General features: G+C 38.5%; 26 protein-coding genes and 1 tRNA gene. 6 read left to right on the top strand and 21 right to left on the bottom strand.

From position 1 onward, the window contains the following. Positions 1-17 precede the first annotated feature (17 nt). The 4 genes from L990_RS00415 to L990_RS00400 form a co-directional block, all read right to left on the bottom strand. Positions 18-88, bottom strand: a tRNA-Gln gene (locus L990_RS00415). Positions 89-213: 125 nt separating this feature from the next. Next, a complete protein-coding gene (locus tag L990_RS00410) occupies positions 214-1,869 on the bottom strand; it encodes a PspC domain-containing protein (protein ID WP_047444375.1) in 1,656 nt (551 codons plus the stop codon). A gap of 11 nt (positions 1,870-1,880) precedes the next feature. Further along, positions 1,881-2,207, bottom strand: coding sequence for a PadR family transcriptional regulator (locus L990_RS00405; RefSeq protein ID WP_047444373.1), 327 nt, complete (start codon positions 2,205-2,207; stop codon positions 1,881-1,883). A 2-nt stretch (positions 2,208-2,209) separates the two neighbouring features. Continuing rightward, positions 2,210-2,791: a PspC domain-containing protein gene (locus L990_RS00400; protein ID WP_081981554.1), complete on the bottom strand. Its 582-nt coding sequence runs from the start codon at positions 2,789-2,791 to the stop codon at positions 2,210-2,212. A 265-nt stretch (positions 2,792-3,056) separates the two neighbouring features. Between L990_RS00400 and L990_RS00395 the strand changes: the two genes are divergently transcribed. Continuing rightward, positions 3,057-3,854, top strand: a complete 798-nt coding sequence (locus tag L990_RS00395) for a DUF2797 domain-containing protein (RefSeq protein WP_047444444.1) — start codon at positions 3,057-3,059, stop codon at positions 3,852-3,854. Between the two features lie 43 nt (positions 3,855-3,897). Here L990_RS00395 and pepE read toward each other — a convergent pair whose 3' ends face one another. The 5 genes from pepE to L990_RS00370 all read right to left on the bottom strand — a co-directional run bounded on the left by pepE (position 3,898) and on the right by L990_RS00370 (position 8,013). After that, positions 3,898-4,593, bottom strand: coding sequence for a dipeptidase PepE (gene pepE / locus L990_RS00390; protein ID WP_047444369.1), 696 nt, complete (start codon positions 4,591-4,593; stop codon positions 3,898-3,900). A 13-nt stretch (positions 4,594-4,606) separates the two neighbouring features. Beyond that, complete coding sequence (locus tag L990_RS00385; protein ID WP_047444367.1) at positions 4,607-5,311, bottom strand: ThiF family adenylyltransferase; 705 nt, start codon at positions 5,309-5,311, stop codon at positions 4,607-4,609. Positions 5,312-5,452: 141 nt separating this feature from the next. Beyond that, positions 5,453-6,340 (bottom strand): outer membrane beta-barrel protein, encoded by an 888-nt coding sequence (locus L990_RS00380; protein ID WP_052180611.1) that lies wholly within the window; start codon positions 6,338-6,340, stop codon positions 5,453-5,455. A 54-nt stretch (positions 6,341-6,394) separates the two neighbouring features. After that, positions 6,395-7,525: a hypothetical protein gene (locus tag L990_RS00375; RefSeq protein ID WP_047444365.1), complete on the bottom strand. Its 1,131-nt coding sequence runs from the start codon at positions 7,523-7,525 to the stop codon at positions 6,395-6,397. A gap of 2 nt (positions 7,526-7,527) precedes the next feature. After that, a complete protein-coding gene (locus L990_RS00370) occupies positions 7,528-8,013 on the bottom strand; it encodes an RNA polymerase sigma factor (RefSeq protein ID WP_047444363.1) in 486 nt (161 codons plus the stop codon). Positions 8,014-8,125: 112 nt separating this feature from the next. Here L990_RS00370 and L990_RS00365 point away from each other — a divergent pair, with 112 nt between their 5' ends. Then, a complete protein-coding gene (locus L990_RS00365) occupies positions 8,126-8,908 on the top strand; it encodes a 5'-nucleotidase, lipoprotein e(P4) family (protein ID WP_052180610.1) in 783 nt (260 codons plus the stop codon). Here the strand turns inward: L990_RS00365 and L990_RS00360 are convergent. Genes L990_RS00360 through L990_RS00350 form a run of 3 tightly spaced genes read right to left on the bottom strand, consistent with a single transcriptional unit; the run spans position 8,905 to position 12,666 of the window. Next, positions 8,905-9,453 carry a 5-formyltetrahydrofolate cyclo-ligase gene (locus tag L990_RS00360; RefSeq protein ID WP_052180609.1) on the bottom strand — a complete coding sequence of 183 codons (549 nt, stop codon included), beginning with the start codon at positions 9,451-9,453 and terminating at the stop codon, positions 8,905-8,907. The genes L990_RS00365 and L990_RS00360 overlap by 4 nt on opposite strands. A gap of 5 nt (positions 9,454-9,458) precedes the next feature. Further along, on the bottom strand, positions 9,459-12,284 hold the full coding sequence (locus L990_RS00355) for a hypothetical protein (protein ID WP_047444361.1): 2,826 nt from the start codon (positions 12,282-12,284) through the stop codon (positions 9,459-9,461). Positions 12,285-12,303: 19 nt separating this feature from the next. Beyond that, positions 12,304-12,666: a translation initiation factor gene (locus L990_RS00350; RefSeq protein ID WP_047444359.1), complete on the bottom strand. Its 363-nt coding sequence runs from the start codon at positions 12,664-12,666 to the stop codon at positions 12,304-12,306. A gap of 130 nt (positions 12,667-12,796) precedes the next feature. Between L990_RS00350 and L990_RS00345 the strand changes: the two genes are divergently transcribed. Further along, positions 12,797-15,907, top strand: a complete 3,111-nt coding sequence (locus L990_RS00345) for a DUF2723 domain-containing protein (RefSeq protein WP_052180608.1) — start codon at positions 12,797-12,799, stop codon at positions 15,905-15,907. A 31-nt stretch (positions 15,908-15,938) separates the two neighbouring features. Here L990_RS00345 and L990_RS00340 read toward each other — a convergent pair whose 3' ends face one another. From L990_RS00340 to L990_RS00310, 7 genes are all read right to left on the bottom strand, one after another. Beyond that, entirely contained in the window at positions 15,939-16,661 is a 723-nt protein-coding gene (locus tag L990_RS00340) for a hypothetical protein (protein WP_047444357.1), read from the bottom strand. Between the two features lie 76 nt (positions 16,662-16,737). Then, entirely contained in the window at positions 16,738-17,757 is a 1,020-nt protein-coding gene (gene mnmH, locus L990_RS00335; RefSeq protein WP_047444355.1) for a tRNA 2-selenouridine(34) synthase MnmH, read from the bottom strand. Between the two features lie 53 nt (positions 17,758-17,810). Beyond that, positions 17,811-18,578 carry an AIM24 family protein gene (locus L990_RS00330; protein WP_052180607.1) on the bottom strand — a complete coding sequence of 256 codons (768 nt, stop codon included), beginning with the start codon at positions 18,576-18,578 and terminating at the stop codon, positions 17,811-17,813. A gap of 95 nt (positions 18,579-18,673) precedes the next feature. Continuing rightward, positions 18,674-19,627 carry a ribosome small subunit-dependent GTPase A gene (gene rsgA / locus L990_RS00325; protein ID WP_047444427.1) on the bottom strand — a complete coding sequence of 318 codons (954 nt, stop codon included), beginning with the start codon at positions 19,625-19,627 and terminating at the stop codon, positions 18,674-18,676. Between the two features lie 118 nt (positions 19,628-19,745). Further along, the gene (locus L990_RS00320) at positions 19,746-21,536 is read right to left on the bottom strand and encodes an NADH-dependent [FeFe] hydrogenase, group A6 (protein ID WP_047444354.1); all 1,791 of its coding nucleotides are present in this window, start codon (positions 21,534-21,536) and stop codon (positions 19,746-19,748) included. 18 nt (positions 21,537-21,554) lie between these two features. Then, complete coding sequence (locus L990_RS00315) at positions 21,555-22,724, bottom strand: NADH-quinone oxidoreductase subunit F (protein WP_047444352.1); 1,170 nt, start codon at positions 22,722-22,724, stop codon at positions 21,555-21,557. Positions 22,725-22,739: 15 nt separating this feature from the next. Further along, complete coding sequence (locus L990_RS00310) at positions 22,740-23,201, bottom strand: complex I 24 kDa subunit family protein (RefSeq protein ID WP_047444350.1); 462 nt, start codon at positions 23,199-23,201, stop codon at positions 22,740-22,742. A gap of 172 nt (positions 23,202-23,373) precedes the next feature. Between L990_RS00310 and L990_RS00305 the strand changes: the two genes are divergently transcribed. From L990_RS00305 to L990_RS00295, 3 genes are all read left to right on the top strand, one after another. Continuing rightward, positions 23,374-23,868 carry a hypothetical protein gene (locus tag L990_RS00305; RefSeq protein WP_047444349.1) on the top strand — a complete coding sequence of 165 codons (495 nt, stop codon included), beginning with the start codon at positions 23,374-23,376 and terminating at the stop codon, positions 23,866-23,868. Between the two features lie 15 nt (positions 23,869-23,883). Continuing rightward, on the top strand, positions 23,884-24,423 hold the full coding sequence (locus tag L990_RS00300) for a GNAT family N-acetyltransferase (RefSeq protein WP_052180606.1): 540 nt from the start codon (positions 23,884-23,886) through the stop codon (positions 24,421-24,423). A gap of 86 nt (positions 24,424-24,509) precedes the next feature. Beyond that, a complete protein-coding gene (locus L990_RS00295) occupies positions 24,510-25,019 on the top strand; it encodes a hypothetical protein (protein ID WP_047444347.1) in 510 nt (169 codons plus the stop codon). A gap of 35 nt (positions 25,020-25,054) precedes the next feature. On the opposite strand, the gene L990_RS20580 is transcribed toward L990_RS00295, so the two are convergent. Then, positions 25,055-25,270: a ferredoxin gene (locus L990_RS20580; protein WP_052180605.1), complete on the bottom strand. Its 216-nt coding sequence runs from the start codon at positions 25,268-25,270 to the stop codon at positions 25,055-25,057. Then, positions 25,271-26,518, bottom strand: a complete 1,248-nt coding sequence (locus L990_RS00285; RefSeq protein ID WP_047444345.1) for a peptidase U32 family protein — start codon at positions 26,516-26,518, stop codon at positions 25,271-25,273. Between the last annotated feature and the right edge of the window lie 100 nt (positions 26,519-26,618).

The raw sequence follows: 26,618 nt of genomic DNA, 5'->3' as shown, positions 1-26,618 counted from the left end.
TTGCTTGAGCCTTTGCGTTGACCTACCAGGATTCGAACCTAGAATGACTGAACCAAAATCAGTAGTGTTACCATTACACCATAGGTCAATTTCTACAATTCGACTTGGTTTTTCAACCGTTTTTGTCGCAATTGCGGTGCAAAGATATGGACAAAATCCAATTCTGCAATACCCCCACACATGATTTTAAAGTTCTTTTTAATTATTGTCAAACTATCGAACCATTACGGTGTCTACAGACTCTGCATTATCCCATTCATTATCAGTATAATTATTGGCATCGTAATGGTAAACACCATTTACTTGGCTGCATCGCGTTTTCACTATGGTGCCCCTCATTTCGTCTCCAATTCGGTAGAATTTATTCTTCGGGATGCGAACAGTTAGCTTTACCCCTTTCAATATTCTATCTTTAACAAGTAAAGGTATTGCTGGAGAAATAAGCAGAGAGTCGCCCTTAAATTCGGCCTTAAAATTAATGCTCTCAGCCGTTGATCCTGCAACAGTATAATTTCGTCCTGTTGCCCACTTTTTTACAACAACCTGTGGCTTCTCGATATTCTCATCATACTTTACTTCTACCAACGGACGAACGTAAACGGTGCTGTTAGCCGTTAGCTTCACATCTGCGGGGTTACTATCTGCCGATGTAATCGAAAAGCCATCGTGATGAATCCAGTCGCCGTTATCACAAAAATCATCGTTACTCCACTCCTCGTCGTCGCTCTCGTTATGCAAAACCAACGATACATCATTAGCCTTTAGCTGCAACGATGAGCTATACCCAATTTTCAAAGTATCGATTGCAGCTGGTGCAACAACGGTTTCAGATACAGTTCTACTACTTCCAAACGAATTCTTTAAGGTTGATACTCCGGTAATGAATGTTACAAACAGGGCAATAACCCACACTGCAACCAACGGAATGGCGACAAACCTAGTTCGGAAATGAGAACGAAACATCAGCTTTATGGCAAGAACAATCAGAAGTATGGTTGGAATGAAAACTAGCGCTAAAAGCGATATGTTAAACCACAACACGTTGGGGAAAAAGCTGTACATAACATTGAAAAGAGCAGCTAATGAACCGTCATGATAGTCGCCAAAATTAAACAGGAAAGAAGGCTCAAATCCAACAAGCAATGCTAGCAATGCAGCGCTTAATGCTAATCCAGCTATTACAAAAATGGATATAAAGAACACCACAAAAACCTTTATAACAGCAACAAAAACGGAAAATAACCGATCTCCTGCCGATCTCACATGTGGCGCATAAGCGTTTGCCTCATCCCTTATGCGCTGCTCAATTGTCGAAACGGTGACTTTTTTACCCTCCATCTCCAACTTTTGCGACACCGAAATTGCGTAAGGCGTAGATATCCAGAGGATGATATAGGTCAGCAAGAAAACCCATCCAACAGCAATAGGAGAACCTACAATAGTTAACGCTACAAATGCGATTCTTAGCCAAACTGGATCGATATTAAAATACGCGCCCAATCCACCACAAACACCGGCGATAACCTTACTTTCTGCAGAACGATACAGCCTGCGCGATGACGTAGAAGCAGCGCTATAGGAAGTGTCGTCTACTGGCTTCTCGGCACCTTCATCCATTTCTGATGGGTCACCTAACCTAAAAATCACATCCTTAACATCAGCCAATGTAACCAGCTGATCGGGATTTAGCAGCTTTCCGTTAATCAACTCAGCAATCCTAGATTCAATATCGGCAATAATCTCCGAGCCATCGGCTCTATGTCGAAACTGATTTTCTAGCTTATCAATATACAGCTTTAGCTCCTTATAGGCTGATTCTTCAACCACAAAAGCCATTCCTCCAATGCTAACTTTATGTGTAGTATTCATAGTTATAGTTTTTACTTTGTTCTAATAGCCTTTATTTGCTCAACAAGCTCATCCCACGACTGATGCAGCTCTTTTAAATAATCCCTACCCTTTTCGGTAAGTGTGTAGTACTTTCTGGGTGGACCTTGAGGAGATTCCTCCCAGCGGTAGTTTAGCAAGCCTTGATTTTTTTGACGTGTAAGCAGCGGATATAAAGTTCCCTCTACCACTATCATCTCAGCATCTTTTAGATCGCTGATGATGGTTGATGCGTAGGCGTCCTCCTTTTCGAGTATCATCAGGATGCAATACTCTAGGATACCTTTACGCATTTGCGCTTTGTTGTTATCAATATTCATGGCTATCTCTTGTTATTCATGTTTTGATATTCACGTTCCACATTTTCAGGAGTAATAGGCTCTCCCTTCATCTCCAATCGTTGCGAAGGAGTTACCGCCATTGGTGTTATAATCCAGATAAGCGGGTAAAGAATAACGGTAACACCACCGAGTAGCAGCACCACAAAAATGATACGGAATAAAACAGGGTCTACATTAAAGTAGTGGCTAAGGCCTGTACATACACCTCCAAGAACCATTCCGTTGGGATCTCTATAAAATCTTTTGTAAGCCATTGCGTTTCTTTTTTGTTCGTTAGTAAATGTTGTTTGCGCTGATGTTCCTGCTCCTAGCTCTTCCTCATCTCCCAGCGTAGCGATAACCTGCTTTACAAGCCTCAAGCCAACCACTTGCTGAGCCGTTTTAATTTCTTGGCTAAATAGCTCTGCTATTCTAGCCTCCAAATCGGAAACAATCTCCTCTCCCCCGACTTGAGACGCATACTTGCGCTTAAGAGCAGCAATGTAAGCGCTAAGTCTTGTGTAGGCATCCTCATCAATGATGAAGTTCATTCCTCCGATATTAACTGACAATGTTGTTTTCATGCTTACTGTTTTTTTATTTTTACTGGCTCCTTCTTGCTGTTTGGAATTCTACGATCTCATCAACAAAGCAGGGGTGATACCAATTACTGTTTTAAACATCTTAGTTTGTTTTACAAGTATAACGATTAAACACTGTACTTGGTTACACATAGTAGTGTGTTTTTTTTCATTTTTTTGCCAAAAAAATCATTAATAGCTGTTTTTGTGATAATTACAAATGCAAAAAATCTTCTTTTTTTCTATATTTTTGTATAAAACATTAGATATGATAACCGCAGAACTCAGAAAAATGAGGGTATCAGCCGATAAAAATGGCTACGTCAGCTACCTATTAAGCACCAACGAAGATCCCATCAACATCAACTCGTACCTAGGACAAGAAATTTCAATGAATTTTACGGGCAAGATAAGGTGCGTTTCATGCGGAAAGGTTACCAAGAAATCCTTTGGACAAGGCTATTGCTACCCCTGCTTCATTTCATCACCAGAAACAGAGGAGTGCGTATTAAAACCTCACCTATGCCAAGCTCACGTTGGTATTGCTCGGGACATCACCTATGCAGAGCAACACTGCCTTATAGATCACTACGTTTATCTTGCCATTTCGGGAGGTCTAAAAGTAGGGGTAACACGCCATACTCAAATACCAACACGTTGGATAGATCAAGGAGCCTCTCAAGGGCTAATTATTGCCCAAACTCCCAACCGATACCTAGCCGGCATCATAGAAGTCGAGCTTATGAAAAACTTCTCTGACAAAACAAACTGGCGCTCAATGCTCACCAACATCGAGCCTAACATAAACCTTTACGACGAGAGAAATAAGCTTCGGAATTTTTTACAGGGAGAGTTAGGCCAATATCTTTCCGAAGATTTCAGCATCCAAAAAATAGCCTACCCCGTCGAAAAATATCCAGCTAAAGTCACATCCTTAAATTTCAACAAAACGCCCCAAATAAGTGGTATCCTAAAAGGAATTAGAGGACAATACCTGATTTTTAATGAGGGAAGGGTAGTTAACCTAAGAACTTTTACAGGTTATGAAGTTGAAATAAAAATATAAAGGCTGCCCAATTGAGCAGCCTTTATGGTATAAAGTAAAAAAACTAAAATTTCAATGCGTTGAGATCCGTTATCTCTTGAGGCTTTTCTCCAAACTTAAACACACGCACAGGGTGTGGACCAATTAGCTTATACTGACCTCCCTCTACCAAAATCATACAGCTCTCGCGCAAACCAACAACCGTAACATCTTGGTTTAGCTCAATAAATTCTTCAATACGCTGCTCGCGAGTCTCTCCAGCATGCCCATCAGGATGCGCATCCAAATAGTGTGGGTTGATTTGGAAAGGAACCAAGTTGAAAGCGTTGAAGGATTGCGGTTGAATAACAGGCATGTCATTAGTTGTCTTGATAGTAGGACAAGCAAGGTTAGAACCCGCACTCCACCCGATATAAGGAGTTCCGAGCATCACCTTTTTACGAATTACATCAAGCAAGCCATTAGCCTGTACTCTTTCTAACAAACGGAAAGTATTTCCACCTCCCACTACAATTGCTTCTGCATTCTCAGCAGCCTCAACAGGATTTGTAAAATGATGAATTGACTTAACCTCAATACCAACCTCTGATAATCTGTTGGCAACTTTAGCCTCATATTCATCGTAAGAAAAAGTAACTCCTGCATAAGGGATGAAAAGTACCGTTTTGATATCACCCAAAAACTTTTTTATCTCATATTTAGGATAATCCAAGTATGGTTCACCAGCATTTGTGGAGTTGCTTATAAGTAATAGTCTCATGTCGAGTTTATATTTAGTTTAACCTAAGAAATTCAACTTTCATTGTATTTGCATCGCATTTACGAAGCATTGGTGTTGCTCGGCCCAATAGCGCATTTACCGTTACGGCTGCTGCTGCACCACCCGCAATTGAGCTAACAAAACTGGCATAGTAACAATCGCATTTAAAGCATGGATCAACTGCCTGAATTGCCGCTTCGATATAGTCCATAACATTTTCAGATGGAGCATATAGCAGGTAGGAGCTATTTTTACATCCAATAGTCCAGACAAAAGGAATTCCTTTTCCTTTGCAATACTCTCCTAGTATTTTTATGGTTTCCCTATTGTAGCTAGCATATATAACCAGATCGAGCCCCTGCAAAATAGCATCTACGTTAGACTCTCGAAGTTCTACGTTACTTATACTAATATTTTCAACCAATCGTAAATCAACCAACTTCTCCTTCAGCGCTATTGTCTTTAGCTTACCAATATCACCCTTCCCAAAAAACGTACCCTGAGGAAGCGAATTTTCTGTTATCGAATTAAAATCAACAGCCTTAACAAAGCTAACGCCAGAGGTTACAACAGACAAAAGCGTACTAACGCCCACACCCGTTAAACCAACAATGCCAACCTTTGAGTTTTTAAGCTTAACCAGTTCTTCGTAACCAAACCCCTCAAGCTCCATCAACTTTGCATATCTACGCTTTTCCGACTCCAGAAGTTCTACCATGGTATCAAAACTATTAATTCCGAACTAAAATCCGCCGTAAGGTAGCTATTTTAGTGAAAAAGCTAGCGAATAGATATCATACCAACAAAAAAAGAGAAGGCCATCCCGTAGGATGGCCTTCTCTTTAAATTATATCGAGGTTTAAAAATTCAACGTCACACCTGCTGCAAATGGGTACAACTCTGGACCTTTATCTTCTTGAAACATTTGAACTAAAGAATAGGTAGCATAAACTCCAAAATTCCCGTATCCTACCTTTGCCATCAAGCTAACTCTAAATGGATTTAGATAAAAAGCATTCCAATTTTTATCCTTCTGCTTTCCGCCATCTCTAGTTACGACTTTGGTGTGCGAGTTTAAAAGAAGCGAACCAACCGCACCAAAAGAAGCATAAAACGAATTATATTTCCCCCCATTCAACTCTAGCGCAACTGGAACATTTAACCACCAGTCTGTCAACTTTGTTTTTACAACATTACCTGTCAATGCTTTGGTTTTTAAAACACCATTTTCTTTCACCAAGGTAATGTCTTCGCTAAAGCGATAGTTATGCCACTCCGTACCAACCCCTGCAGTAATAGCAAGCTTATTGCTAATCAAAGGCTGCGATACATCAAACAAGTTAAGAACCACATTTATCGATTTCGAAACATTCAAATCCATATCCTTGTATTGATCTGGAAGTTTCATCGCGCCATCCTTATTTAGGTAAACATTAACACCTAACCCAAAACCTGAAAGGTGTGAATAAAAATTCTTTTCTTTCTTTTTATGCTTAGAAGTCCAAACAGACACGTCTCCATTCAAATCTTCAGACACATAAAGACCTCTTTTTCCTACTGTTACAACAACTGTATCAACATTTTCTTTAACGGACGCAATGTTGTGCTTTACAATAGAAGAAGATTTACTAACTACGGTATCAACAGATGAAGTACTTTTTACTACAACAGTATCCTTAGAAACTCCACCAAATGCTGCAACTGATATCAACGATGCTGGCAGCAGTACTAATAATTTATTATTCATGACATTAATTGTTTTTGCTTGTTTGGTTGTATGACGACCAGCCACTATCAAAAGTTACTTCTCGTCGTCATATTTTTTTGAATAGTTCAATTTACCAACTTCAAAGCTAACAGCAACGAGCTTTCCGTCTGATGTATATCGGCTAGAATACTGCATATCTGTTCCCAGAATGGTATTAACACCGCTAATTAACTTTCCAATAAACACACCTCTCTTTCGCCCCTTTACCTCTTCAATGGTACCTGTAAGCTGACTGGTTTCACCTTTTGCTTTATCAAGAAAGTCTGCAACCGATTTTGCCAGCTCATTATCGCTAAAAAAAGAACCAGACTTCTCTTTGCTAGCAGAACTTTCAACGGCTGCAGAAAAACTTGCCAAAGCAACAGCCTTCGATGGCTCAACAGACACGTTGTTAAGATCAACCTGCAAGTAAGCAATCTGTTCCTTAGCCTGCGTTTGAGCACTTAACACCTTTTCTTTCGTTTCAGAAAGCAAGGGAGAGGAACTCGAAGCATCAAAAGCCGTTGCTTTCACTTTGCTAAGAACTGTAGGTTTATTGCTCAAAGATGTAGAGACTTCAGCCATAACAGGCCTCTTTACCATCTCTTTAACCACCTCATTAGTACTACGAGGCGCCACTACTTCAATTTTTTTTGCAACATCATCCGCAACCTTTAGGTTGTCAGTTTCATTGTATGCTAAATAGAAAACAAGTAGAACTGCGGCTGCAACACTCGAATAGGAGGCAATTCTTCGTGTTTTACCTCCCTTTTCTACAAATACATTTTTCTTTAGCTCATTTTTGAAAAGACAAACAATAGGCTCCTCTTCTAATCGAGTTTTTTGATAAATCAAATAATCCCCTTTTAACTTAGAATTACTCTGAATACTATCCTCCAAAATACGAACTTCCTCTTCTGTAATATCGTGCTCTAAATCAGCAACACACAAATAATCAAAAGAGCTAAGTTCGTAGCCAATTTTAGATTCTCTCTTAACTATCAACGATGAAAAATCATCGGAAGAAAGATTCACCTCTGAGGTTTGCTGCATGAGCAGGTAAAACTCATCTTCCAAATCTGTGTTTAGGGAAAGAAATCGTAAAAGCTCCTCCACCTCCTTTTCGGAGAGAATTCCATCAAAATAATCTAGGAAATGCTCTTCGTAATTTTCACGAGTAATCATAGCTATAATACGTTTTCAATTTTACCTATATAATTCTTCAAGAAAAGCCTCGCTCGGTAGATATACACCTTCACTTGCGATTCATTTAAGCCCGTAATTTCGCCAATTTCTTCATAGCTGTACCCTTCGTAATCGCGTAGAAGCACAACCGACTTCTGGTCTTCTGGTAGCAACGCCAACCCTCTATTCAAAATTTCCTTTAAATCAGGACTTATACTACTAACCGACTCATTGACCTTTTCGAGATCAACAGGATTTCCCAACCTATTCTTTTTTCGGATTTGATCAATCGTCGCGTGATAAACGGTGGTAAAGAGGTACGACTTTGCCTTATCAAAGGCTATTTCGCCGACCCTAAGCCAAAGTTTTTCAAAAGTATCCTGCACTATATCATGGCACGTATCGCTATCTTTAAGCATCTTTAAAGCAAACCTATATATGCTATCAGAAAATAAGTCTACGCACTTATTATACTCATATGGAGTCATTCGGTTATCTGAATTTTTGTGTAGGACGAATGTGCTGTACAAAAGTTACAGCTTAATAAAAATATTTTGAATAATTTTATAGCCCTTTTTTTATTGATATAACCCGATTAGAATGAAAAGATTTTTTGGAACAATTCTATTGGTTAGCTCGCTTATTCTAGCATCTAACAAACCGGTATCTCAAAATGCGGGAACGACTTCAGACTACCTGATTCAGGCAACCTTGTGGTATCAGTCGTCTCCTGAGATGAAAGCCTTGTATATCCAAGGTTTCAATATGGCAAAAAGTAACCTGTCCAATTTCGTAAAAGATAGGAAAGAAAAACCTCAGGCTGTAGTAGTAGATATCGACGAAACCATGCTTGACAATAGCCCATTTGAAGGTAGGCTAATCCACACAGGCAAATCATTTAGACCAGAAATCTGGAAAGAATGGACAGATCTTGCAAAGGCAAAAGCCCTCCCTGGCGCTGTAGAGTTTACAAAATATGCAAAATCTCAAGGAGTAAGCATTATATATATTAGCAACCGCGATACTACTGAAATAGAAAAAACGCTACAAAACCTCAATAACGAAGGATTTGAATTTGCCCAAAAAGAAAACTTATACTTCAAAACGAAAGAGTCATCAAAAGATGCTCGCCGTAAGCTTGTTGCTGAAAAATACGATATCGTAATGCTTATTGGAGACAACCTCTCTGATTTCAATACGCTCTTCGACAAAAGAGATGGCTCGGAATTCGACCTTGTTGATAAATTTAAAAGTCAATTCGGCTACAGATACATCATCCTTCCCAACCCCACTTATGGCGATTGGGAAAAGCCAATTACCAAGGGAACCAAAACAGACGAAGAACGCTACAACGCAAGAAAGAGCAAAGTTGTTGGATTTTAACGCAGAATAAACTCAGACTCTGTCACCACCATATCCAAAGGAACATCAAAAGTTTCGGTAGGAACTCTGTCCACTATCTGAAAATCGTAAGCAACACCAATTTTTACTGCGCCCGATTCCGCAAGGAGTCGGTCGTAGTACCCTTTACCCCTCCCCAATCTTTGACAAAAACGATCAAAGGCAACGCCTGGTACTATAACCAAATCAATCTCATCCATACCAACAACCTCATCAGATACAGGTTCCAGTATGCCAAAAATCGGCTCTGGCTTCATTTTATCTATCCCCTGAAACCTAACAATATTCAAAACGGATCCTGTTACAACTGGCAAATATATCTTTTTAGTGTCAGCCCATTTCTCAGTGATTAAATTAGTTATAACTTCATCTTTTAAAGACCAATATAAAAGTATACTTGAAGCATTATTAAAGCAATCTAAAACTTCAATAAATTCAAAAATGTCGTTAGACTTATCGCTCCAAAGCGACTTATCTTCTAACTCTTTCTGCCTCTTAATTATACCCCGCAATTCATTTTTTGTCATATTATTTAGTTAAAACGAATTGAAAAAAAGTAGTTCCAAGTCATCGTTTTGTTATTATTATACGCCAATCTAATACCACTAGTCATAGGAAAAGTTGATCGTAATGCGTTAAAATCAAAGAGAATGTCGCTACCAAAAGAAGCGTAATCTTCCTCAAAATAAACCTTTTCAGAACTTCCGGCCTTTTTATACTTCCAATAATTCCGTCTAGCAACATCTGCGAATAGGTTAGCACGAACTCTTTTTAAATAGACCAACCACGAAAGATTAAAGTCAGGATAGGCTACTGGAAAGGAATAATCGGCAAATAAAGCTTGATACTTATACGAACTAAAGCTACTACTATTATACCCTCGTGGCAAAATAAAAGCATTAGAAAACAGATATCTATCAATAACTTGTTTTTGGTAGCACCAGCGAGTCATTAATCCATGATTTGGCAATACACCTGGCATCATAAAACCTAAACGATAAGCGTAAAGTTCACCCAAATTACCTTTCTCGAAAGGCGCAGAAGTCATCTTAAAGTAAAAATTCATACCCCAGCGTGGAAATATGTTTTGATGAGCAAGTTTCATCTGCCATGAAGCATAAAAAGATGTCGTTAATTCATCAAAACCTTTTTCATATTTTTGAGTGCTTTCACTCAATAGAATATCATTATAATGACTCAGATCTGCATATGGCTGTATAAGCCCACTCCACGCTCCATAAGAAAATTGAATTGGCAAATAGGCAGATAGCACAAATTTCATTCGCCTCTCACTTGAATCACGCTCATATTTAAATCCTTTTACGGAAAATAGTCGAGGCATACCACTATACCTATTCATCCGGAAATTAAAAACTGGCAACCAGCCTTTATAAGTGTAGCTCAAATCTACGATATGGCTATTTTCCTTATAACCATAAGCAATAGATGTGAAAGAAGTATTCAATAAATTTTGAGAAATAAGAGTAAAGCCTGGGTAAATAGTCAAATCGAAATCTTGAACAGCTGAAGGATCAAAATAAAAAGGAGCCCAACTATGAAAGTTAAACAAATGAGAAAACTTATAGTATCTTTTAATTTTAAAATCAGATTTATATAGAACACTATCCTGCAGGTTCAAATTACCCTCCATTGTTGACAGCATTGTAGCAATCGGAAATTTGGGGTTTTCAAGGCTACAGGCCACACCCCTATTTCTGCCAACCTTCTTTAACTTAAAACCATCTATCGAATAATCTGTTACTACAATCGTATTACCAGATATGCTATAATTACCTACTTCACAAGTTGACTCATACTGCTTTTCTAAAGTATTGGTCGACAAACAATATGAATAAAGATCGGATTTGCCAGAAAAATCTGAAGTAAAAAAGATTGAATCACCAACAACCTTTACTCCTCCCATATTTCTTCTTCCAAAATTAAATAGAGTATCTACACGTCTTTGGTCAACGGATTGCTTAACTACAATCATATTATCGAACTTATCTAATGCTGTATATGCTAATTCGGAACCAACCCACTGCAAATCCTTAACCTGATTAAATTCCAGATTAACCGCTTTGATAGGCTCAAAATCTAGTGAATAAATACCTAAAACTATTTTATTGGTTGGGGTATTCTTAATAACAGCCACAGTATCGCCTTTAACAGCAGGGTACGAATAGTAACCAAAATCAGAAACCAGAGAAACCCTATTAGTTTTAACAGAAAATCGCTTCAGGACTGAAAACTTCTCCTGAGCCCACCTCCCTACATTTGCATACTCTGTCCAGAAAATATCACATCCATTTGAAGTTGGAGCCGAATTTACCGATCCAACCGCTCTTATTTTATATTCAACTCCATCTTTATCGTGCCTAACAAGCATTGGATTACGATCGAGAGACAATTTGAATGAATACAAATTAGAATCTACAACAATTGGATAACAATAATTTAAATATTCTTTTATACACCTTTTATTTAATTCTTTTACAGATTTATTACTTATACTAGCAGACCAAGTCGAATCAAAAAAAGAAACAGCATTATTAAACAATTTTTTTCTTGTCTGTCCGGTATACTTTCTTATACCAAAAGAAAAAGGAGCCATTAAAAATGGATTCCTAGTTGTATAACGAACTACGCTGTCCCAAACATTTTGTCCGTATTTAATTCTTGCATAAGATGTAAGCAAGTATCCAAGTTCATAATGGTTCGGGATGAAAGTTTTGTAGGAACCGTTTAAGTATTGATCAAAACTGAGCTTACAACCCTGCGACAACCTTGCCCTATATGCTAAAGTAAAATTAGAATTTCGCCCTCGTCCTGAATTCGAAAAAGCGGTCTCAGCATAAACAGCATCTCCCTCATAAAACCACAAAGGAATAAGAGATGTCATAGATCCTATACCCTGCTCTCCTAAAACATAATAACTCAATCCTGTTAAACCACTATATAAGGAAGATATTTGAGAAACATGGCGAAACTCGTGTATTGCCAAATCTCGGTCCCACGATAATGGGCCAAATTCAAATGGAGGGAGAGTCATCAACTCCATACGCCTAGGAGCCCAAGAGACAAAACCATTAGAATTCGAGTTTCGGGTATGAAGAAGAACGTTAATATTCTTTGTTTTGAAAAGCGGACTAAACTGAACATTTCTAAACGACTGCTCCAACATTGACGCTAATCGAAAGGCATAAGCATCTGCACCTATGGGAAAGACTACGTTAAAATGAGGTGTATTTATGTAACTATACTGCACTCGAGCAGGATCTTCGCCAGAAGAAAAGTACTGGGAAAAGCAAATGTTAGCAAAAAGAAAAGAAAGAAGAGTAACTAAAAATCTCTTCATCGCACTTTTATATAAAAATTTAACCGCCTGCTTTTTTAGCTTTATAGCCCGCCTTCAAAAGCAAATCTAAAACTTTGTCCCTAAAATCTCCCTGAATCAAAACATCCCCATTTTTTACGGAACCTCCAACACCACATTTTGATTTCAACATTTTACCAAGATCTTTTAGATCATCTTCAGTGCCAATAAAGCCAGTAACCAACGTCACCTGCTTACCTCCACGTTGCTTCTTATCAAGCATCACCCTTAGGTTTTGCAGCTTGGGAGAAAGCGTTTCCTGGGTTTCATCAGCCTCCTGATGCTGATATTGAAAGTCTGGATTAGTAGAATACACTACATTTAGCCTATCCTTCCAGCCGTTTTCATTCTCCTTCTTTGCCATGTTATCCTGATTTGAGCGGATAAATATAGCTAATAGCTTGTTAAAAGTCCATGTAATTGCTTATCTAATGATAAAAACACTATTTTAGCTTGGTTTTCATATGTAAATGTAAAATCTGATATACAACAAGATGAAGAGCTACAAATTTTACAACACGCTCGTAGGTTGGCTTATTTTTGCCATTTCAGCAATTGTTTACTTGCTGACAATTGAGCCTTCGGCGAGCTATTGGGATTGCGGAGAATTTATTGCTACCGCATTTAAGCTTCAAGTAGGGCATCCACCAGGAGCGCCGCTATTCATGATTATTGCCAGAGCGTTTACGCTGATGGCTGGAGGAAACCTAGATTTGGTGGCGGCCATGGTAAATGTTATGTCGGCATTAGCGAGTGCTTTTACAATTCTGTTCCTCTTTTGGACCATCACACACCTCGCAAAGCGTCTTTTTGCAGATACTGAAAATCTTTCTGCTAGCCAAGTATTCGGAATTATTGGGGCTGGCGCAGTTGGCGCTTTAGCATATACTTTTTCTGATACCTTCTGGTTCTCTGCTGTCGAAGGCGAAGTTTATGCAATGTCATCGCTCTTTACCGCTGTTGTATTTTGGGCTATTTTGAAATGGGAAAATGACTTTGGCAAACCATATGCTAACAGATGGCTTGTTTTAATAGCCTACCTAATGGGACTTTCGATTGGAGTTCACTTATTGAACCTGCTTGCAATCCCTGCAATTGTTTTTGTTTACTATTTTAAAAGTTACAACGTAAGCAAAGTTGGCGTTATAAAAACGTTACTACTATCTGGAGCCATCTTAGTTGGTATTCTATACGGAATTATTCCAGGAATTGCGGCCATAGGTTCATGGTTCGAGCTATTTTTTGTAAACAGCTTCGGACTACCTTTTAATTCCGGAACAATCGTTTATCTGATTTTACTAATTAGCGCTCTGATCTGGAGCATTCACTTTACGTATAAGCATGGTAAATGGATTGCAAATACAATCATACTTTGCGCATCTGTAATTATTCTAGGCTACTCTAGCTATGCTATGATTGTTGTACGAGCATTTGCAGATACGCCAATCAACGAAAATGATCCAGAGAATGTATTCTCACTTATAAACTATTTAAATAGGGAACAATACGGAGATAGACCTCTTGTAAAAGGACAATACTTTTCGGCTCCTGTAACCAATATGACCCCTCGTTATTCTTACGCAAAGAATACCAAGACAGGGAAATATGAGAAATATGTAATCTCATACAACTACGAGTACGACAAAAATTTCGAAACCATATTTCCTCGTATGTACAGCCCCCAAAAGGAGCACATAGAACAATACATGCAATGGGGAAATATTAAAGGAAGGCAAGTGCTCACAACAAATGCTTCAGGAGAACCAGAAAACGCAACTATTCCGACATTTGGAGAAAACCTAAGCTTTTTCTTCAACTATCAAGTTGGCCACATGTACATTCGTTACTTCATGTGGAATTTTGTTGGAAGACAAAACGATATTCAGGCAAGCAATAGCCTCACGGGTCAATGGCAATCAGGCATTCCTTTCATAGACAAGGCAATTTCTGGAAGTGATCAAACCCCAGAATATCTCAAAGGCAACAAAGGCAGCAACAAGTACTACTTTCTTCCTTTGATATTAGGATTGATTGGTCTGATGTTCCAAATACAAAAAGATCCGAAGAATGCTTTTGTTGTAGGACTCCTATTCCTACTTACGGGACTTGCAATAGTCGTCTACCTAAACCAGAGTCCGCTTCAACCTAGAGAGCGAGACTACGCATATGCTGGATCGTTCTACGCATTTACAATATGGATTGGATTGGCAGTTTTATCAATCCAAGAATTCCTAAGTAAAAAGGTAAAAGGTATTGCCGCTCCTGCAATTGCAACTGTAGGCTGCTTACTTGCGGCTCCAATATTAATGGCTAGCCAAAACTGGGATGACCATGACAGATCTAACCGATATATGGCTGAAGATTTTGCCTATAACTACTTGAATGGACTTCTTCCTAATAGTATTATAATTACCAACGGTGATAATGACACCTTCTCACTATGGTTCCAACAGGAGGTAAAGGGGACTAGGACAGATGTAAGAGTGATGAATACCAGCCTCCTCGGCACAGACTGGTATATTGATCAGATGAAGAAAAAGGCTTACAACTCCGAGCCCCTACCAATCACCATGCCGAGAGAGAAGTACATCCAAGGAATAAATGATCAGATTGTCGTAACAGACAGAGTCAAAGATTTTCATGATGGTGCAGAAGTAATGGATTTTATTCTCGATCCAGATCCAAGTACAAAGATCCCCTATAACGGAGAGTACATCAGCTACACGCCAACTAGAAATATCAAAATTCCGGTTAATAAGCAAAACGCGCTTAAGTACGGCATTGTCTCTGCCAAAGATGCATCTTTAATGGTTGATTCTCTTTACATCACTATAAAGAAAAGCAACCTTACCAAAAGTGACCTTGCCATACTAGACATTCTATCTCACTACCAATGGGATAGACCTATATACGTTGTATCTCCTGGAGGCGAAGGCGATTTAGGCTTCAGCGATTATCTAGAATTTGACGGGTTTGCATATAGAATTGTCCCCATCAAAACAGCAAGAAATCCTTACAGCTTAGACGCGGGTAGAGTTAACACGGATGTTCTATACACCAACTTAATGAACAAGTACAGATGGAGTACAATGAATGATCCAAAAATCTACATTGACCAGAACATGAACAGAACAGTTGTTCAAGTACTTCGAATTAGAGATATGTTCTCCAGATTATCCGCAGAATTGATAAAGGAAGGTAAGTTTGAAAAAGCTCTAAAAGCACAGGATAAAGGAATGGAGCTAGTCCCTATCAGCCTTTACGCGCCAGAATTAATGCCTTACAGCATGCCTCCAATTGTTGAAAACTACTACAAGTTAGGCAAAAAAGATAAAGCAGATAAGGTTGCGGAGGATATACTAAGTCGCAGTGTCAACAATTTGACATTCTTTTTCAAGCTCGCCCCCCAATATGGTAACCAGCTTGGCATCGAAAAACAATGGGGAATGCAAGGCCTACTTCTTATGTCTGAGGTTGTAAAAAATTACAATCCTACTTTATTCAAAAAGTATGAAGCAGCCCTGAACAACTTCTACCCAATGTATTCGGCGACAATGCAAAGCCAAATGCCCCAACAAAACGATTCATCCTACGAAGAAGAATAAAACAAAAAGAGAGCCCAATGGGCTCTCTTTTTTATATCTCATTTAATTTTAATCGGCGAATTTGATCCTCATAAGCCATCCTAATTTTTTCGAGATTATGAATACTTATAAATGGCTCAAAAACACGAACAGCATCCACAACTCCATTCTTCCGATAAAACACTGCTAAAGCCGCATCAAAATTATTCTCATCAATATTATTTTTCACGGCTTGAGTAACCTTTACAAACTGACCAAAATCAAGCTTTACAGATAAAGAAATATAGCGCTCGCCCGATTCATCCAAATCCTGATATACACCAGCAATAATCTCCTCCAAATTAAACAGCTTTTGTATTTCAAGCGTAGCGGTATCATTAATCGCTCTATGCTTCAAAAAGACAACACCCTCACCTCTCAAAAAATCCTGAAAGTCTTTGACCATTCCAAAATTTTTAAGATGCCGAACTCTAATAGCGTAGTAACTATCAGAAAAAATAGATATTTTACAGGGAGTTGCATCCAACTGATGGTTAAATATTTTCCGAGCTTCATACATCAATCGAAGAACCTCATCAATAGAATACCGTTCTTTTGTAACAATAAAAACCGTCCTTGGCTTTTCCAAATCAACCTCATGCTGACTGTAATAACCAGGATATGGCTGAGTGTTTTCCAGCAATAAAGTATTAGGCTGGATATGCTGGTTTACGCTAACAAGTTTTTCAAGTTTTGTAAGCAAACCCAATGTTTCGACAAACATTCTCCGTTCCATAACATATAGAATTATAGATTAGAACAAATTACGAAAACGGGAACTACAAATCAACAGGACACAAATAAATTAACGATCATCGTATCTTTGCTAGCAGCCTTGCATTTGTCAAAGGATCATCCCTATCCAATTCTATATCAATTATTTTTGACGTCCTTTTACTATTTTGATTCAAATATGCTTTATCATAGTAGTATAAAGTAAGATCTGCTATCTTAGCATAATCTCTTTCGTCCAAAGCCCTAAGGCAAAATTGATACACGTCAAACCCTAAACGGCGTTCTATTTTGCCTAAAGCCTCACGAATGAGTTCGTTACCGAAAGAAGAATACTCCTTAACAAGCCTCGTAATTCTATCTGATTTTGGCACAGAAATACGATAAAGAGGTGCTTTTGACATCTTTGAAAAGAGTTCATCAAAAATAAATAAGCTTCCTATATTTTTACTTTCGTCTTCCAACCAAATTGGCTTACCAAAGTCAAACGTCCTCCAATCGTCAAAAATAAGGTTCTCAAACATCTCTGCCGAAGGCTGAGGGCTCTGACCAATAGCGCCAAAGGCTGATCCTTTATGGTTAGCATACCCCTCCAAATCAAGAATCTGGCAACCTCCCTTTTTCATATTTAACAGAATGTCTGTTTTTCCGCTTCCTGTCATACCTCCAACTAACCGAATATCAGCATCCGTAGAGCCTACAACATGACGCAGATGGGTTCTGTAAGCTTTATATCCTCCTCGTAGTAAATAGACCTTGAAACCAGCCGTCTCTAGCAACCAAGCAACGCTTCCACTCCGCATCCCTCCTCGCCAACAGTAAAGAGCAATTTCCCCTTGCTTATTTACGTTCTTTCTGGCAAAACGAACCATATCGGCTAACTTTGAACCAACAAACTCAAGACCTGCTAAGACCGCCAAATCTTTACCTTGTTTTGTATATTTAGTTCCAACAATTGCTCGCTCTTCATCGGTAAACAGCGGCATGCTTAAAGCATTTGGAATATGGCCCTTTAAAAACTCTTTTGGGGAACGAACATCAAGAATAGAAACATGTTCCCGAAGCAATAGAAACTGATCTGGACTAAGCGTAGCTGGCATTGCAATGATTTTACGAAGCTGAAAGGTACAAAAAAAGAGGCTCTGGCCTCTTCTCAATCTTCATATAACTTTCTTAAGACAACATCATTCGTTAAATGCATATGCTGCACACAATTATGAAAATAAAGAATCATTTTTTGCAAAGGCAATGATTGCATCAGCACTTTTCCATCTCCTTTTAATGATGCCAAAACAAAAGCATCATTTCCCAAAAGCATTGTCTTTACATCTCCAATATTTTCTACCGTCAGCTCAACTCTAGCATCAAAAGCAAGAATACTAGTAGCATCAATTCTAACGCTATCACTGCTGCTTATATTCCGCTCTATCAAACTTCCTCCAACATTTATAAAAACATCACCCTCTCCTGAAATTTTGTGTAAAGTAACCAACTCATTCTTAGTAATAACACCATTCTTTCTGGGATTAAATGCAGAAATTTTAACACCTTTAGGTGCACAAAGGAATGCCCCCTTCAAAATTATCAACTCATTATTAAAATCAGAAAGATTCAACTTGACAGGAGTTCCGATGTAAGGCGTTGAAAAAACTACAACGCCATCCTTTCTTCCATAATTAGTAAAATAGGTATAAAAAATAGAATCTCCAGACAAAGGCATTATTGCTGAAGGAAATATTTTTTCCATTATTACAGGATTAGGCTCAGAACCATCTCCAAGACATGTTTCATGAACAATCCCCTCGTCCATATAAATAAGAGCACCTGCTTCTGCAAGGATCGTCTCTCCGGGTTTTAAAATCATCTCCAATACTCGAAGATTTTCTCCCGTAATTCTGTAGTTAATTGGCTGTGAAATCATATCTGCTAATTTTAAAACTCTAATTTAAGACAAACTGCACCTAAGTTTCAAGTTTATTAACAGATTTATTTAAGACAAATAAAAAAAATATGCAATTACATTTTAGCTCGATATTTTTCACCTTCATCATCAAGGATCTTGAGGTAGCTCTCGTAACGAGAAAAAGCAATTTTCTCATTTGTCACCGCCTCCTTTACTGCACATCCAGGCTCGTGCGTATGGGTGCAGTTATAAAATTTGCATCCTTCTGCATATTTAAATAAATCTTTAAAGAAATGAAAAAGCTCATCCTTTTTTACATCAACAATACCAAAACCTTTAATTCCAGGCGTATCGATTATGTATCCATCATTATTAAAGCCAAACATTTCTGAAAAAGTTGTGGTATGGGTACCTTTATGATGGTAATCTGATATTTTCCCCGTTTTTAAGTCTAAATCTGGCAATAACGCATTAAGAAGGGTTGATTTCCCAACACCTGAATTCCCTGAAAACACGCTAATCTTACCGCTCAAACGAGAACCAAGCAAATCTAGATTATCCTCTCGCAAAGCTGAAACCTCAAGCACCTCATAGCCAGCCAAAGCATAGTCCATTTTGAAGAGCTCTAATTCAACTCTGGCATCAATATCATAAAGATCTATCTTATTAACAACAATAGTGGTAGGTATTTTATACGCCTCTGCAGCAACTAAAAATCTATCTACAAATTCGCGGCTTGTTTTTGGTAGATCTATTGTGACAACCAAAAAAACTTGATCAATATTTGCGGCAATAATATGCGCTTCTTTAGAAAGGTTTGAAGACCTTCGAATTATATAATTTTTTCTATCAACTATTTTAGAAATCACACCAACATCATCGCCTTCAACAACCTCGACATTTACAAGATCGCCAACAACTACAGGATTGGTTGTTTTAACATCCTTCAACCGAATTTTTCCACGAATTTTACATTCAATCGTTTCTGCTGTTTCACGATTTACAACTGTATACCAACTTCCTGTTGCTTTTATCACTAAGCCAATAAACTCTCTCGATAATGCCATAAAAACAATTTTGTCCAAAGTTAAAATAAAACAAGGAAACAACTAAACAAAGGAATCCTCACAACATCATGGTATTAAAATATATGTAATGAATGGTATCAGAAGTAATCGCTTTCTTTTAATATCCCTTACGCGGCTTATAATGAGTATGAAGTAAATCGTGAGATTTATGGCTGTTAGGTTCTCCAAGAAACAGCTTATACAGCAACTTAACCTCGTTGTTTTCATGGGATTTGCGGACGGCCAACCCCATATCTTCAGCATAAATAGCTTCTATGCGCTTAGATCGAATCTCGCTACTTGTAGGAATAGGCTGCCCTCCTCCGCCTATACAACCACCGGGACAAGCCATAACTTCGACAAAATGATAATGAACCGTCCCACTTCTGATCGCATCCATCAATTTTTTTGCATTAGCAAGCCCGTGGGCTACAGCAACTTTCAACTCCACCCCTTCAAGAAAACCAAACTCTGGCTTAGCATCTGTAATAATTAAAGAAGTAGCCTTTATCCCTCCGAAGCCTCTCACTGGCATTATATTCAACTTTTCGAAAGGGACTTCTCTTCCTGTGATAATCTCCCAAGCTGTCCTAAGAGCAGCCTCCATGACACCTCCTGTTGCTCCAAAAATTACGGCAGCACCGGTAGAAGCCCCCATCAAGCTGTCGTAATGCTCTTCCGTCAACTTCAGAAAATCAACCCCAGATTGACGAATCATCATAGCCAACTCTCTTGTTGTTAGCACATAATCTACATCCTGATATCCACTATCACGCATTTCAGGCCGTTTGCATTCAAATTTTTTAGCCGTGCATGGCATTATAGAAACAGAAACTATCTTATCAGGATTGATTCCCTTCTTTCTTGCGAAGTAGGTTTTTACAAGAGCTCCAAACATTTGCTGAGGAGACTTACAAGTTGATAGATTATCTAGCATATCATGATACAAATGCTCCTGGAATTTTATCCAGCCAGGAGAACAGGAAGTTAGCATTGGAAGCGCAACTTTTTCTCCATCAACCAAAGCACGCCTCAACCGATGAAGCAACTCCGCACTTTCCTCCATAATGGTAAGATCTGCAGTAAAATCTGTATCCAAAACGCTATCAAAACCAATGTGTTTTAATGCGGAAACGAGCTTCCCTGTTACTCGAACACCTGGGTTTAACCCCAAATCTTCTCCTAAAGCAGCACGAACTGCAGGCGCAGTTTGAACAACGACATACTTCTCTGTATCATTTATGGCCTTCCAAACATCTTCAATATATGACTGTTCGACTAAAGCAGCTGTAGGACAACGATTAACACATTGGCCGCAGTTGGTACAAACAACTTCAGACAATGGTTTTCCCATAAATGTAGAAATAATCTGATGATCTCCCTTAAAAGCAACCTCTAAGGCTCCAATTCCCTGAAGTTCCGAACAAGTTCTAACACAGCGCTGACAACGGATACACTTGTTATCATCTTTGATTATAGAAGGAGACGATTTATCGACCTTATGAGCTTTAAACTTTAAGATATTCATAAAAGTGTACTCACCAATACGATACTCTGCGGCTAATTTTTGCAACTCGCAACTTCCGTTTTTGAAGCAGCGTGTGCAATCAGCATTATGCTCCGAAAGGAGCAACTCAATAACATGCTTGCGAGCAGTCCTAACTTTTTCGCTATTTGTAAAAACTTCCATCCCCTCAGCAACAGGCGTAGCACACGATGCAACAAGCTGCTTAGCACCTTTAACCTCAACCACACAAACCCTACAATTACCAGCAATAGACAAATCGGGATGATAGCAGAGCGTCGGTATATTAAAGTTAAGCCTCTGAGCGGCTTCAAGTATCGTTGTTCCCTCATTTACCGAAACGGAAATATTGTTAACTTTTAAATTCACCTTTAACTCATTCATGACATGCTATTTTAAAGGTTAGTAAATAATCTCCTCCCGAAAATTATCTACAATTGAATAAAAAGGATTTGCGATAGACTGTCCCAAACCACATTTCGAGGCTATTTTCATGGTAGCTGCCAACTTTTTGATATCGTCTAAGTACTCTGGACGCCGCTCGCCTTTTTTTACAGCCTCTATTCCTTTCAGAAGTTGCTGGCTACCAACCCTACATGGTGTACATTGACCACAAGACTCCTCACAAAAAAACTCAAGATAGTCGTGTAGCACATTATACATCGATCTTGAAGAGTTGAACACCATCATAGAACCACCTGTTGGAATTCCCTCAAAACCTATAATCGTATCATTAAACTGCTTGCGAGGGACACAATATCCAGAAGCACCACCAACTTGAACCGCCTTGGTATCTCCATCCCCAAATTCACCAACAAACTCACCGAGAAGCATGCCTAACTCCAACTCATAAATTCCGGCTTTAGGAGTATCTCCCGAAACAGAAAAAACTTTAGAACCACAAGAATCTTTTGTTCCCATTTTTTTAAACTGGTCGGCACCAATCTTGGAAATAATAGCCACATAAACCAACGTTTCTACGTTATTGATAACTGTTGGCTTACCATTATAGCCACTCTGAGTTGGGTAAGGAGGTTTATTTCGTGGTTCCCCTCGCTTTCCTTCCATGCTTTCAAACAGCGCGCTTTCTTCTCCACAGATGTAAGCTCCGCTCCCACTTTTCAAGCTAATTTTAAAGTCAAGACCAATATCTAACAAGGAGGAATTAAACTTATCCAATGCCACCAGTAATTCTGGAAGCAAAAAGTTGTACTCACCACGCAAGTAAATGTACCCCTCGTGTGCCCCAATCGCATATCCGCAAATAGCCATTCCTGCAAAAACTTTATATGGAACATTCTGAAGGATTTCCCGATCCTTAAAGGTTCCGGGCTCCCCCTCATCTGCGTTGCAAATCACATATTTTACAACACTATCCTCTGTTTTTGCAAAACGCCACTTTAGCCCTGTAGGAAAACCAGCACCTCCGCGTCCTCTCAATCCAGAGTCTGTAATGGTAAGTATTATATCGTCTTGGCTCTTCAGTGCTACCTTTTTTACAGCCTCCAAAATATCCGTATAAGCAACTTCTTGAAATATCAAGTCTACTTTTTTCAAAATTTTTCTTTCCATTGCTCAAATTTTGAGTTAAAGACAATACTTATCAAGTAGAGCAACTGCAGACTGTGGTGTCACCTCTGGATAGACATCGTTATTCACCAGCATAACAGGCCCTTTGTGGCACCATCCTAAACAATTAGCAGTTAGCAACGTAAACTTCCCATCAACAGTAGTACCTCCGATTTTAACACCTAAGGCCTCCTCCAATGCTTCAATAACATACTCCTTTCCTTTCATATGGCAAGAAATAGTTTTACAAACACGAATGATATTTTTACCTCGAGGTACAGTATCCAAAAAGGTATAAAATGAAGCGGCTCCAAAAACCTCAGCAGCCGAGAGACCAAATTCTTGAGCAACAGCTAACATGGCGTCCTCACTAAGAAATCGATCAACTGCAACGATCTCCTGCAAAACAGGGATAAGACTATTTCGTTGGCTACCGTGCTTTGCCACCAGCTCTTGTACGAACTTTTGGGTATGTGACATAGCAGAACAATTTAAATATTAGAAGACTATATTACGACAGTTTTTGTTAGAACACCAACCCTTTTTGAATATTTTTTTGCATCCACAAAATCTCTTATCTTTATCTCAATAAAGTCTCAGGAATAGACTTTTTCTTAACTATAAGAATTGATAATTTCAAAACTTAAAACTGATGATTTTAAAATTCGGATTAGGAATGCGACTTCTAGCAGCACTTACATTACTCGCATTTTTCACATCTTGCAGCAAAGACGACACGGTGAAACCTGATTTTTTGGGAACGTGGACTACTAGTTTTAAGGATTTTGACGACGAATCTGAAGAGAGATTAGAAAAAATACTTGATTTCACGTTTACGAACAACACGTTCGAAATTACCCTGCTTGCCAAAAGAGAAAACGATAAAGAATACATTTTTGACCATACCATAAAAGGGTCGCTTGCTTGGTTCGACAATCAAATGAAATTAGTACCGGAGGCTTTGTCGTACAAAGATAATGAAACAGGAAAGGTTGTCGATTTAAAAAAAGATGATGAAAAATTCATTGAAGAAATTCAAGACGTATTCGAATACCCTAGCGTAACTCTTTTCTATGTAAGAAAAGATGACAAACTCACGTTCTGGTACAAACCTGAAGCAGTAACCCTCGTTTTTCAAAGAAAGTAGCCAGCAGCAAAAACCATGGAACCACAACTTGAACGAATTACTAGCCTGAGCAGCCGTCTCCTAAAAGAAATTCAGCCAATATACGAAGACTCTTTTCCAGAGGCTGAAAGAAGAGACTTTTCGAAGTTAATTCAGCTTCTTACCCATAAAGAAATGTGCCTTTACGCAGCCATCCAAGATCAGACAGTTGTTGGATTTGCAACGATATGGGAATTTGAAAATTTCTATTTTTTAGAGCACATTGCGACTAATACAAATATAAGAGGTAACGGCATTGGAGGGAAACTACTAACTTCCATTATAAAGTCTATCAATAGCATCCTCATTTTTGAAGTCGAGCTGCCTAATGACATTACTAGCCAAAGAAGAATAGCATTTTATGAACGTTTTGGCTTTCATCTTTACACCAACTTTTCATACAAACAACCATCTTACGATAGAATAAAACCTGCCGTACCAATGCTTTTAATGTCCAACAATTCTACACTAACTGATATAGATCTAGATAATTACACAAAAAGAATAAAAACCGATGTTTACGAACGTTTCTACTAATCAAAGAAACATTCGCACTAAGGTTCCTTTTCTTTCGGAAATTTGCTTTTTTTGCTGACATATTTTCCAACAAAACACTCGAAAACATGAGAATGAGTAAAAAAGTTGCCCCATTTATTGCTGCTGCACTATTTGTGGCTGCTCTATCCAGTACTTCAACATCCTGCACTCAGGAGACTCTGGCCTTTGAAGGAAACTGGATACTCGTTGATACACTCGCCAATAAATCTGTAAATCAAACGATACTACACATCTCCAGCAACAACTTTAGCATTCAGTACAACCAAAAATCCGACACTGCTAAAAACTACAACACATTTGCAGTTCAAAAGGGATCGATAACCAAATATGCTGAATTTTTAACTCTTGATATTAAGGAATTTGGTTATTTACCTAAAGATACCTCTAAAACATTAAAAATCATATCGAGGAAGGATTCTTTATTTGCCAAAAATATCGATTCTCTCCTAACAAGAACTTCCAACTCGCTTAATATCCTAATTAAAGATTCGACCGAAAAATATCGCTATGAAGTAAGCAATAGCCGACTATTTTTAAAACAGGGAACCATCAACATGGCCTTCAAAAAAGAATAAAAAAGAGGATCACAATGTATTGTGATCCTTGTTATCTACCTTAATTCAATACACTTAGAAGGACAGCAATCAATAACATCCTGAATAAGTTCTTTATCTTGCGGAAATAGGTCTATAGCAACTAACTTTTTAGCAACATTTTCTCCATATAAAGACGCCTTACCTTCTAAATCCATAAAGAAATAGGCTGGAGCTATATCAACACATGAAGCGCAGCCAATACATGCAGGTTTCGAAAGGAGTATTTTCATCTAAGACTCCTCCTCAACATCTACCATTTTATAAAGCTTATCATTTCGCCGAATCCTATCAACTCGAATAGAGCACAGATTCCCTTTCTCTGCGATTTCAACAGGCTTAAGATCAACACGAATCTCTTCAATTGTTGTTTCGACCACACCGGTTGTGGGTCCCATAATCACAACATTTTCGCCAAGGCTAATCGTAGAGGCTTCCACCAATATTTCAGCAACTCCAATATTGCCAAAATAGTTAGTAACCCTGCCTACATAAACCTTTCTTTTTGTCGCTTTGGAACCATAAACCTTGCTCCATTCTCCTATCTTTCTTCCTAAATAATATCCATCCCAAAAACCTCTATTAAAAACTTCTGAAAGAGACCTTTCCCATCTATCAATTTTATCTTTTGTATAAGAATTATCTAAAATAGAATTCACCGCCTCATTATAGGTCTCAACAACTCTTTTTACGTATTCGCCAGATCTTGCACGCCCTTCTATTTTAAGAACACGAACACCCGCTGCCATCACTTTATCTAAAAAACCTATAGTGCAAAGATCTTTAGGAGACATTATGTACTCATGATCAATCTCCAGCTGATGACCTGTTTCTTTCTCCGTAACAATATAAGCTTTTCGGCATGTTTGTTGACAGGCTCCTCTATTCGCAGAAGCATTATTTTCGTGAAGGCTCATATAGCATTTGCCTGATATTGCCATGCATAAAGCACCGTGCACAAACATCTCTATTTTCACTCGCTCACCGTATGGTCCTCTAAGATCATTCTCCTCTATTTGCTTATATATATTCTTCACCTGAGTCATATTTAACTCGCGGGCAAGTACAACAACATCTGCAAATTGTGCGTAGAACTTCAATGCTTCATAGTTGCTAACATTAAGTTGTGTCGAAATATGAACTTCTACCCCCTTTTCTCGGGCATAGGAAATCGCAGCCATATCAGAAGCTATTACAGCGCTTACTGCCGACTCTTTTGCTGCATCGACAACTTTACGCATTACTTGAATATCATGATCGTACATAACCGTATTCAAGGTTAAGTATGATTTGACTCCATTTTCAGCACAAATGGAAGATATATTATGCAGATCCTCAATGGTAAAGTTATTGGAGGATTTTGATCGCATATTAAGCTGCTCAATTCCAAAATAAACGGAGTTAGCACCTGCATTGATAGCAGCCATGAGAGATTCATAACTTCCTACTGGAGCCATAATCTCTACATCTTGTCTTGTCATTTCTAAAAAATTTGTGCAAAGATAGCTATTTCAAATAAAAGCAACCTTCTATTGAAATGTGTTATAAGAGTTTAACCCTGAATTCAGATACAACAAAATA

The organism is Alistipes sp. ZOR0009 (assembly GCF_000798815.1).
In the GTDB taxonomy this organism is placed as follows: domain Bacteria; phylum Bacteroidota; class Bacteroidia; order Bacteroidales; family ZOR0009; genus Acetobacteroides.
This window is presented reverse-complemented; position numbering and strand designations above follow the sequence as displayed.

Coding starts and splice junctions, on each gene's coding strand:
- L990_RS00410 (WP_047444375.1), bottom strand. CDS start 1,869: ATGAATACTACACATAAAGTTAGCATTGGAGGAATGGCTTTTGTGGTT.
- L990_RS00405 (WP_047444373.1), bottom strand. CDS start 2,207: ATGAATATTGATAACAACAAAGCGCAAATGCGTAAAGGTATCCTAGAG.
- L990_RS00400 (WP_081981554.1), bottom strand. CDS start 2,791: ATGAAAACAACATTGTCAGTTAATATCGGAGGAATGAACTTCATCATT.
- L990_RS00395 (WP_047444444.1), top strand. CDS start 3,057: ATGATAACCGCAGAACTCAGAAAAATGAGGGTATCAGCCGATAAAAAT.
- pepE (WP_047444369.1), bottom strand. CDS start 4,593: ATGAGACTATTACTTATAAGCAACTCCACAAATGCTGGTGAACCATAC.
- L990_RS00385 (WP_047444367.1), bottom strand. CDS start 5,311: ATGGTAGAACTTCTGGAGTCGGAAAAGCGTAGATATGCAAAGTTGATG.
- L990_RS00380 (WP_052180611.1), bottom strand. CDS start 6,340: ATGAATAATAAATTATTAGTACTGCTGCCAGCATCGTTGATATCAGTT.
- L990_RS00375 (WP_047444365.1), bottom strand. CDS start 7,525: ATGATTACTCGTGAAAATTACGAAGAGCATTTCCTAGATTATTTTGAT.
- L990_RS00370 (WP_047444363.1), bottom strand. CDS start 8,013: ATGACTCCATATGAGTATAATAAGTGCGTAGACTTATTTTCTGATAGC.
- L990_RS00365 (WP_052180610.1), top strand. CDS start 8,126: ATGAAAAGATTTTTTGGAACAATTCTATTGGTTAGCTCGCTTATTCTA.
- L990_RS00360 (WP_052180609.1), bottom strand. CDS start 9,453: ATGACAAAAAATGAATTGCGGGGTATAATTAAGAGGCAGAAAGAGTTA.
- L990_RS00355 (WP_047444361.1), bottom strand. CDS start 12,284: ATGAAGAGATTTTTAGTTACTCTTCTTTCTTTTCTTTTTGCTAACATT.
- L990_RS00350 (WP_047444359.1), bottom strand. CDS start 12,666: ATGGCAAAGAAGGAGAATGAAAACGGCTGGAAGGATAGGCTAAATGTA.
- L990_RS00345 (WP_052180608.1), top strand. CDS start 12,797: ATGAAGAGCTACAAATTTTACAACACGCTCGTAGGTTGGCTTATTTTT.
- L990_RS00340 (WP_047444357.1), bottom strand. CDS start 16,661: ATGGAACGGAGAATGTTTGTCGAAACATTGGGTTTGCTTACAAAACTT.
- mnmH (WP_047444355.1), bottom strand. CDS start 17,757: ATGCCAGCTACGCTTAGTCCAGATCAGTTTCTATTGCTTCGGGAACAT.
- L990_RS00330 (WP_052180607.1), bottom strand. CDS start 18,578: ATGATTTCACAGCCAATTAACTACAGAATTACGGGAGAAAATCTTCGA.
- rsgA (WP_047444427.1), bottom strand. CDS start 19,627: ATGGCATTATCGAGAGAGTTTATTGGCTTAGTGATAAAAGCAACAGGA.
- L990_RS00320 (WP_047444354.1), bottom strand. CDS start 21,536: ATGAATGAGTTAAAGGTGAATTTAAAAGTTAACAATATTTCCGTTTCG.
- L990_RS00315 (WP_047444352.1), bottom strand. CDS start 22,724: ATGGAAAGAAAAATTTTGAAAAAAGTAGACTTGATATTTCAAGAAGTT.
- L990_RS00310 (WP_047444350.1), bottom strand. CDS start 23,201: ATGTCACATACCCAAAAGTTCGTACAAGAGCTGGTGGCAAAGCACGGT.
- L990_RS00305 (WP_047444349.1), top strand. CDS start 23,374: ATGATTTTAAAATTCGGATTAGGAATGCGACTTCTAGCAGCACTTACA.
- L990_RS00300 (WP_052180606.1), top strand. CDS start 23,884: ATGGAACCACAACTTGAACGAATTACTAGCCTGAGCAGCCGTCTCCTA.
- L990_RS00295 (WP_047444347.1), top strand. CDS start 24,510: ATGAGAATGAGTAAAAAAGTTGCCCCATTTATTGCTGCTGCACTATTT.
- L990_RS20580 (WP_052180605.1), bottom strand. CDS start 25,270: ATGAAAATACTCCTTTCGAAACCTGCATGTATTGGCTGCGCTTCATGT.
- L990_RS00285 (WP_047444345.1), bottom strand. CDS start 26,518: ATGACAAGACAAGATGTAGAGATTATGGCTCCAGTAGGAAGTTATGAA.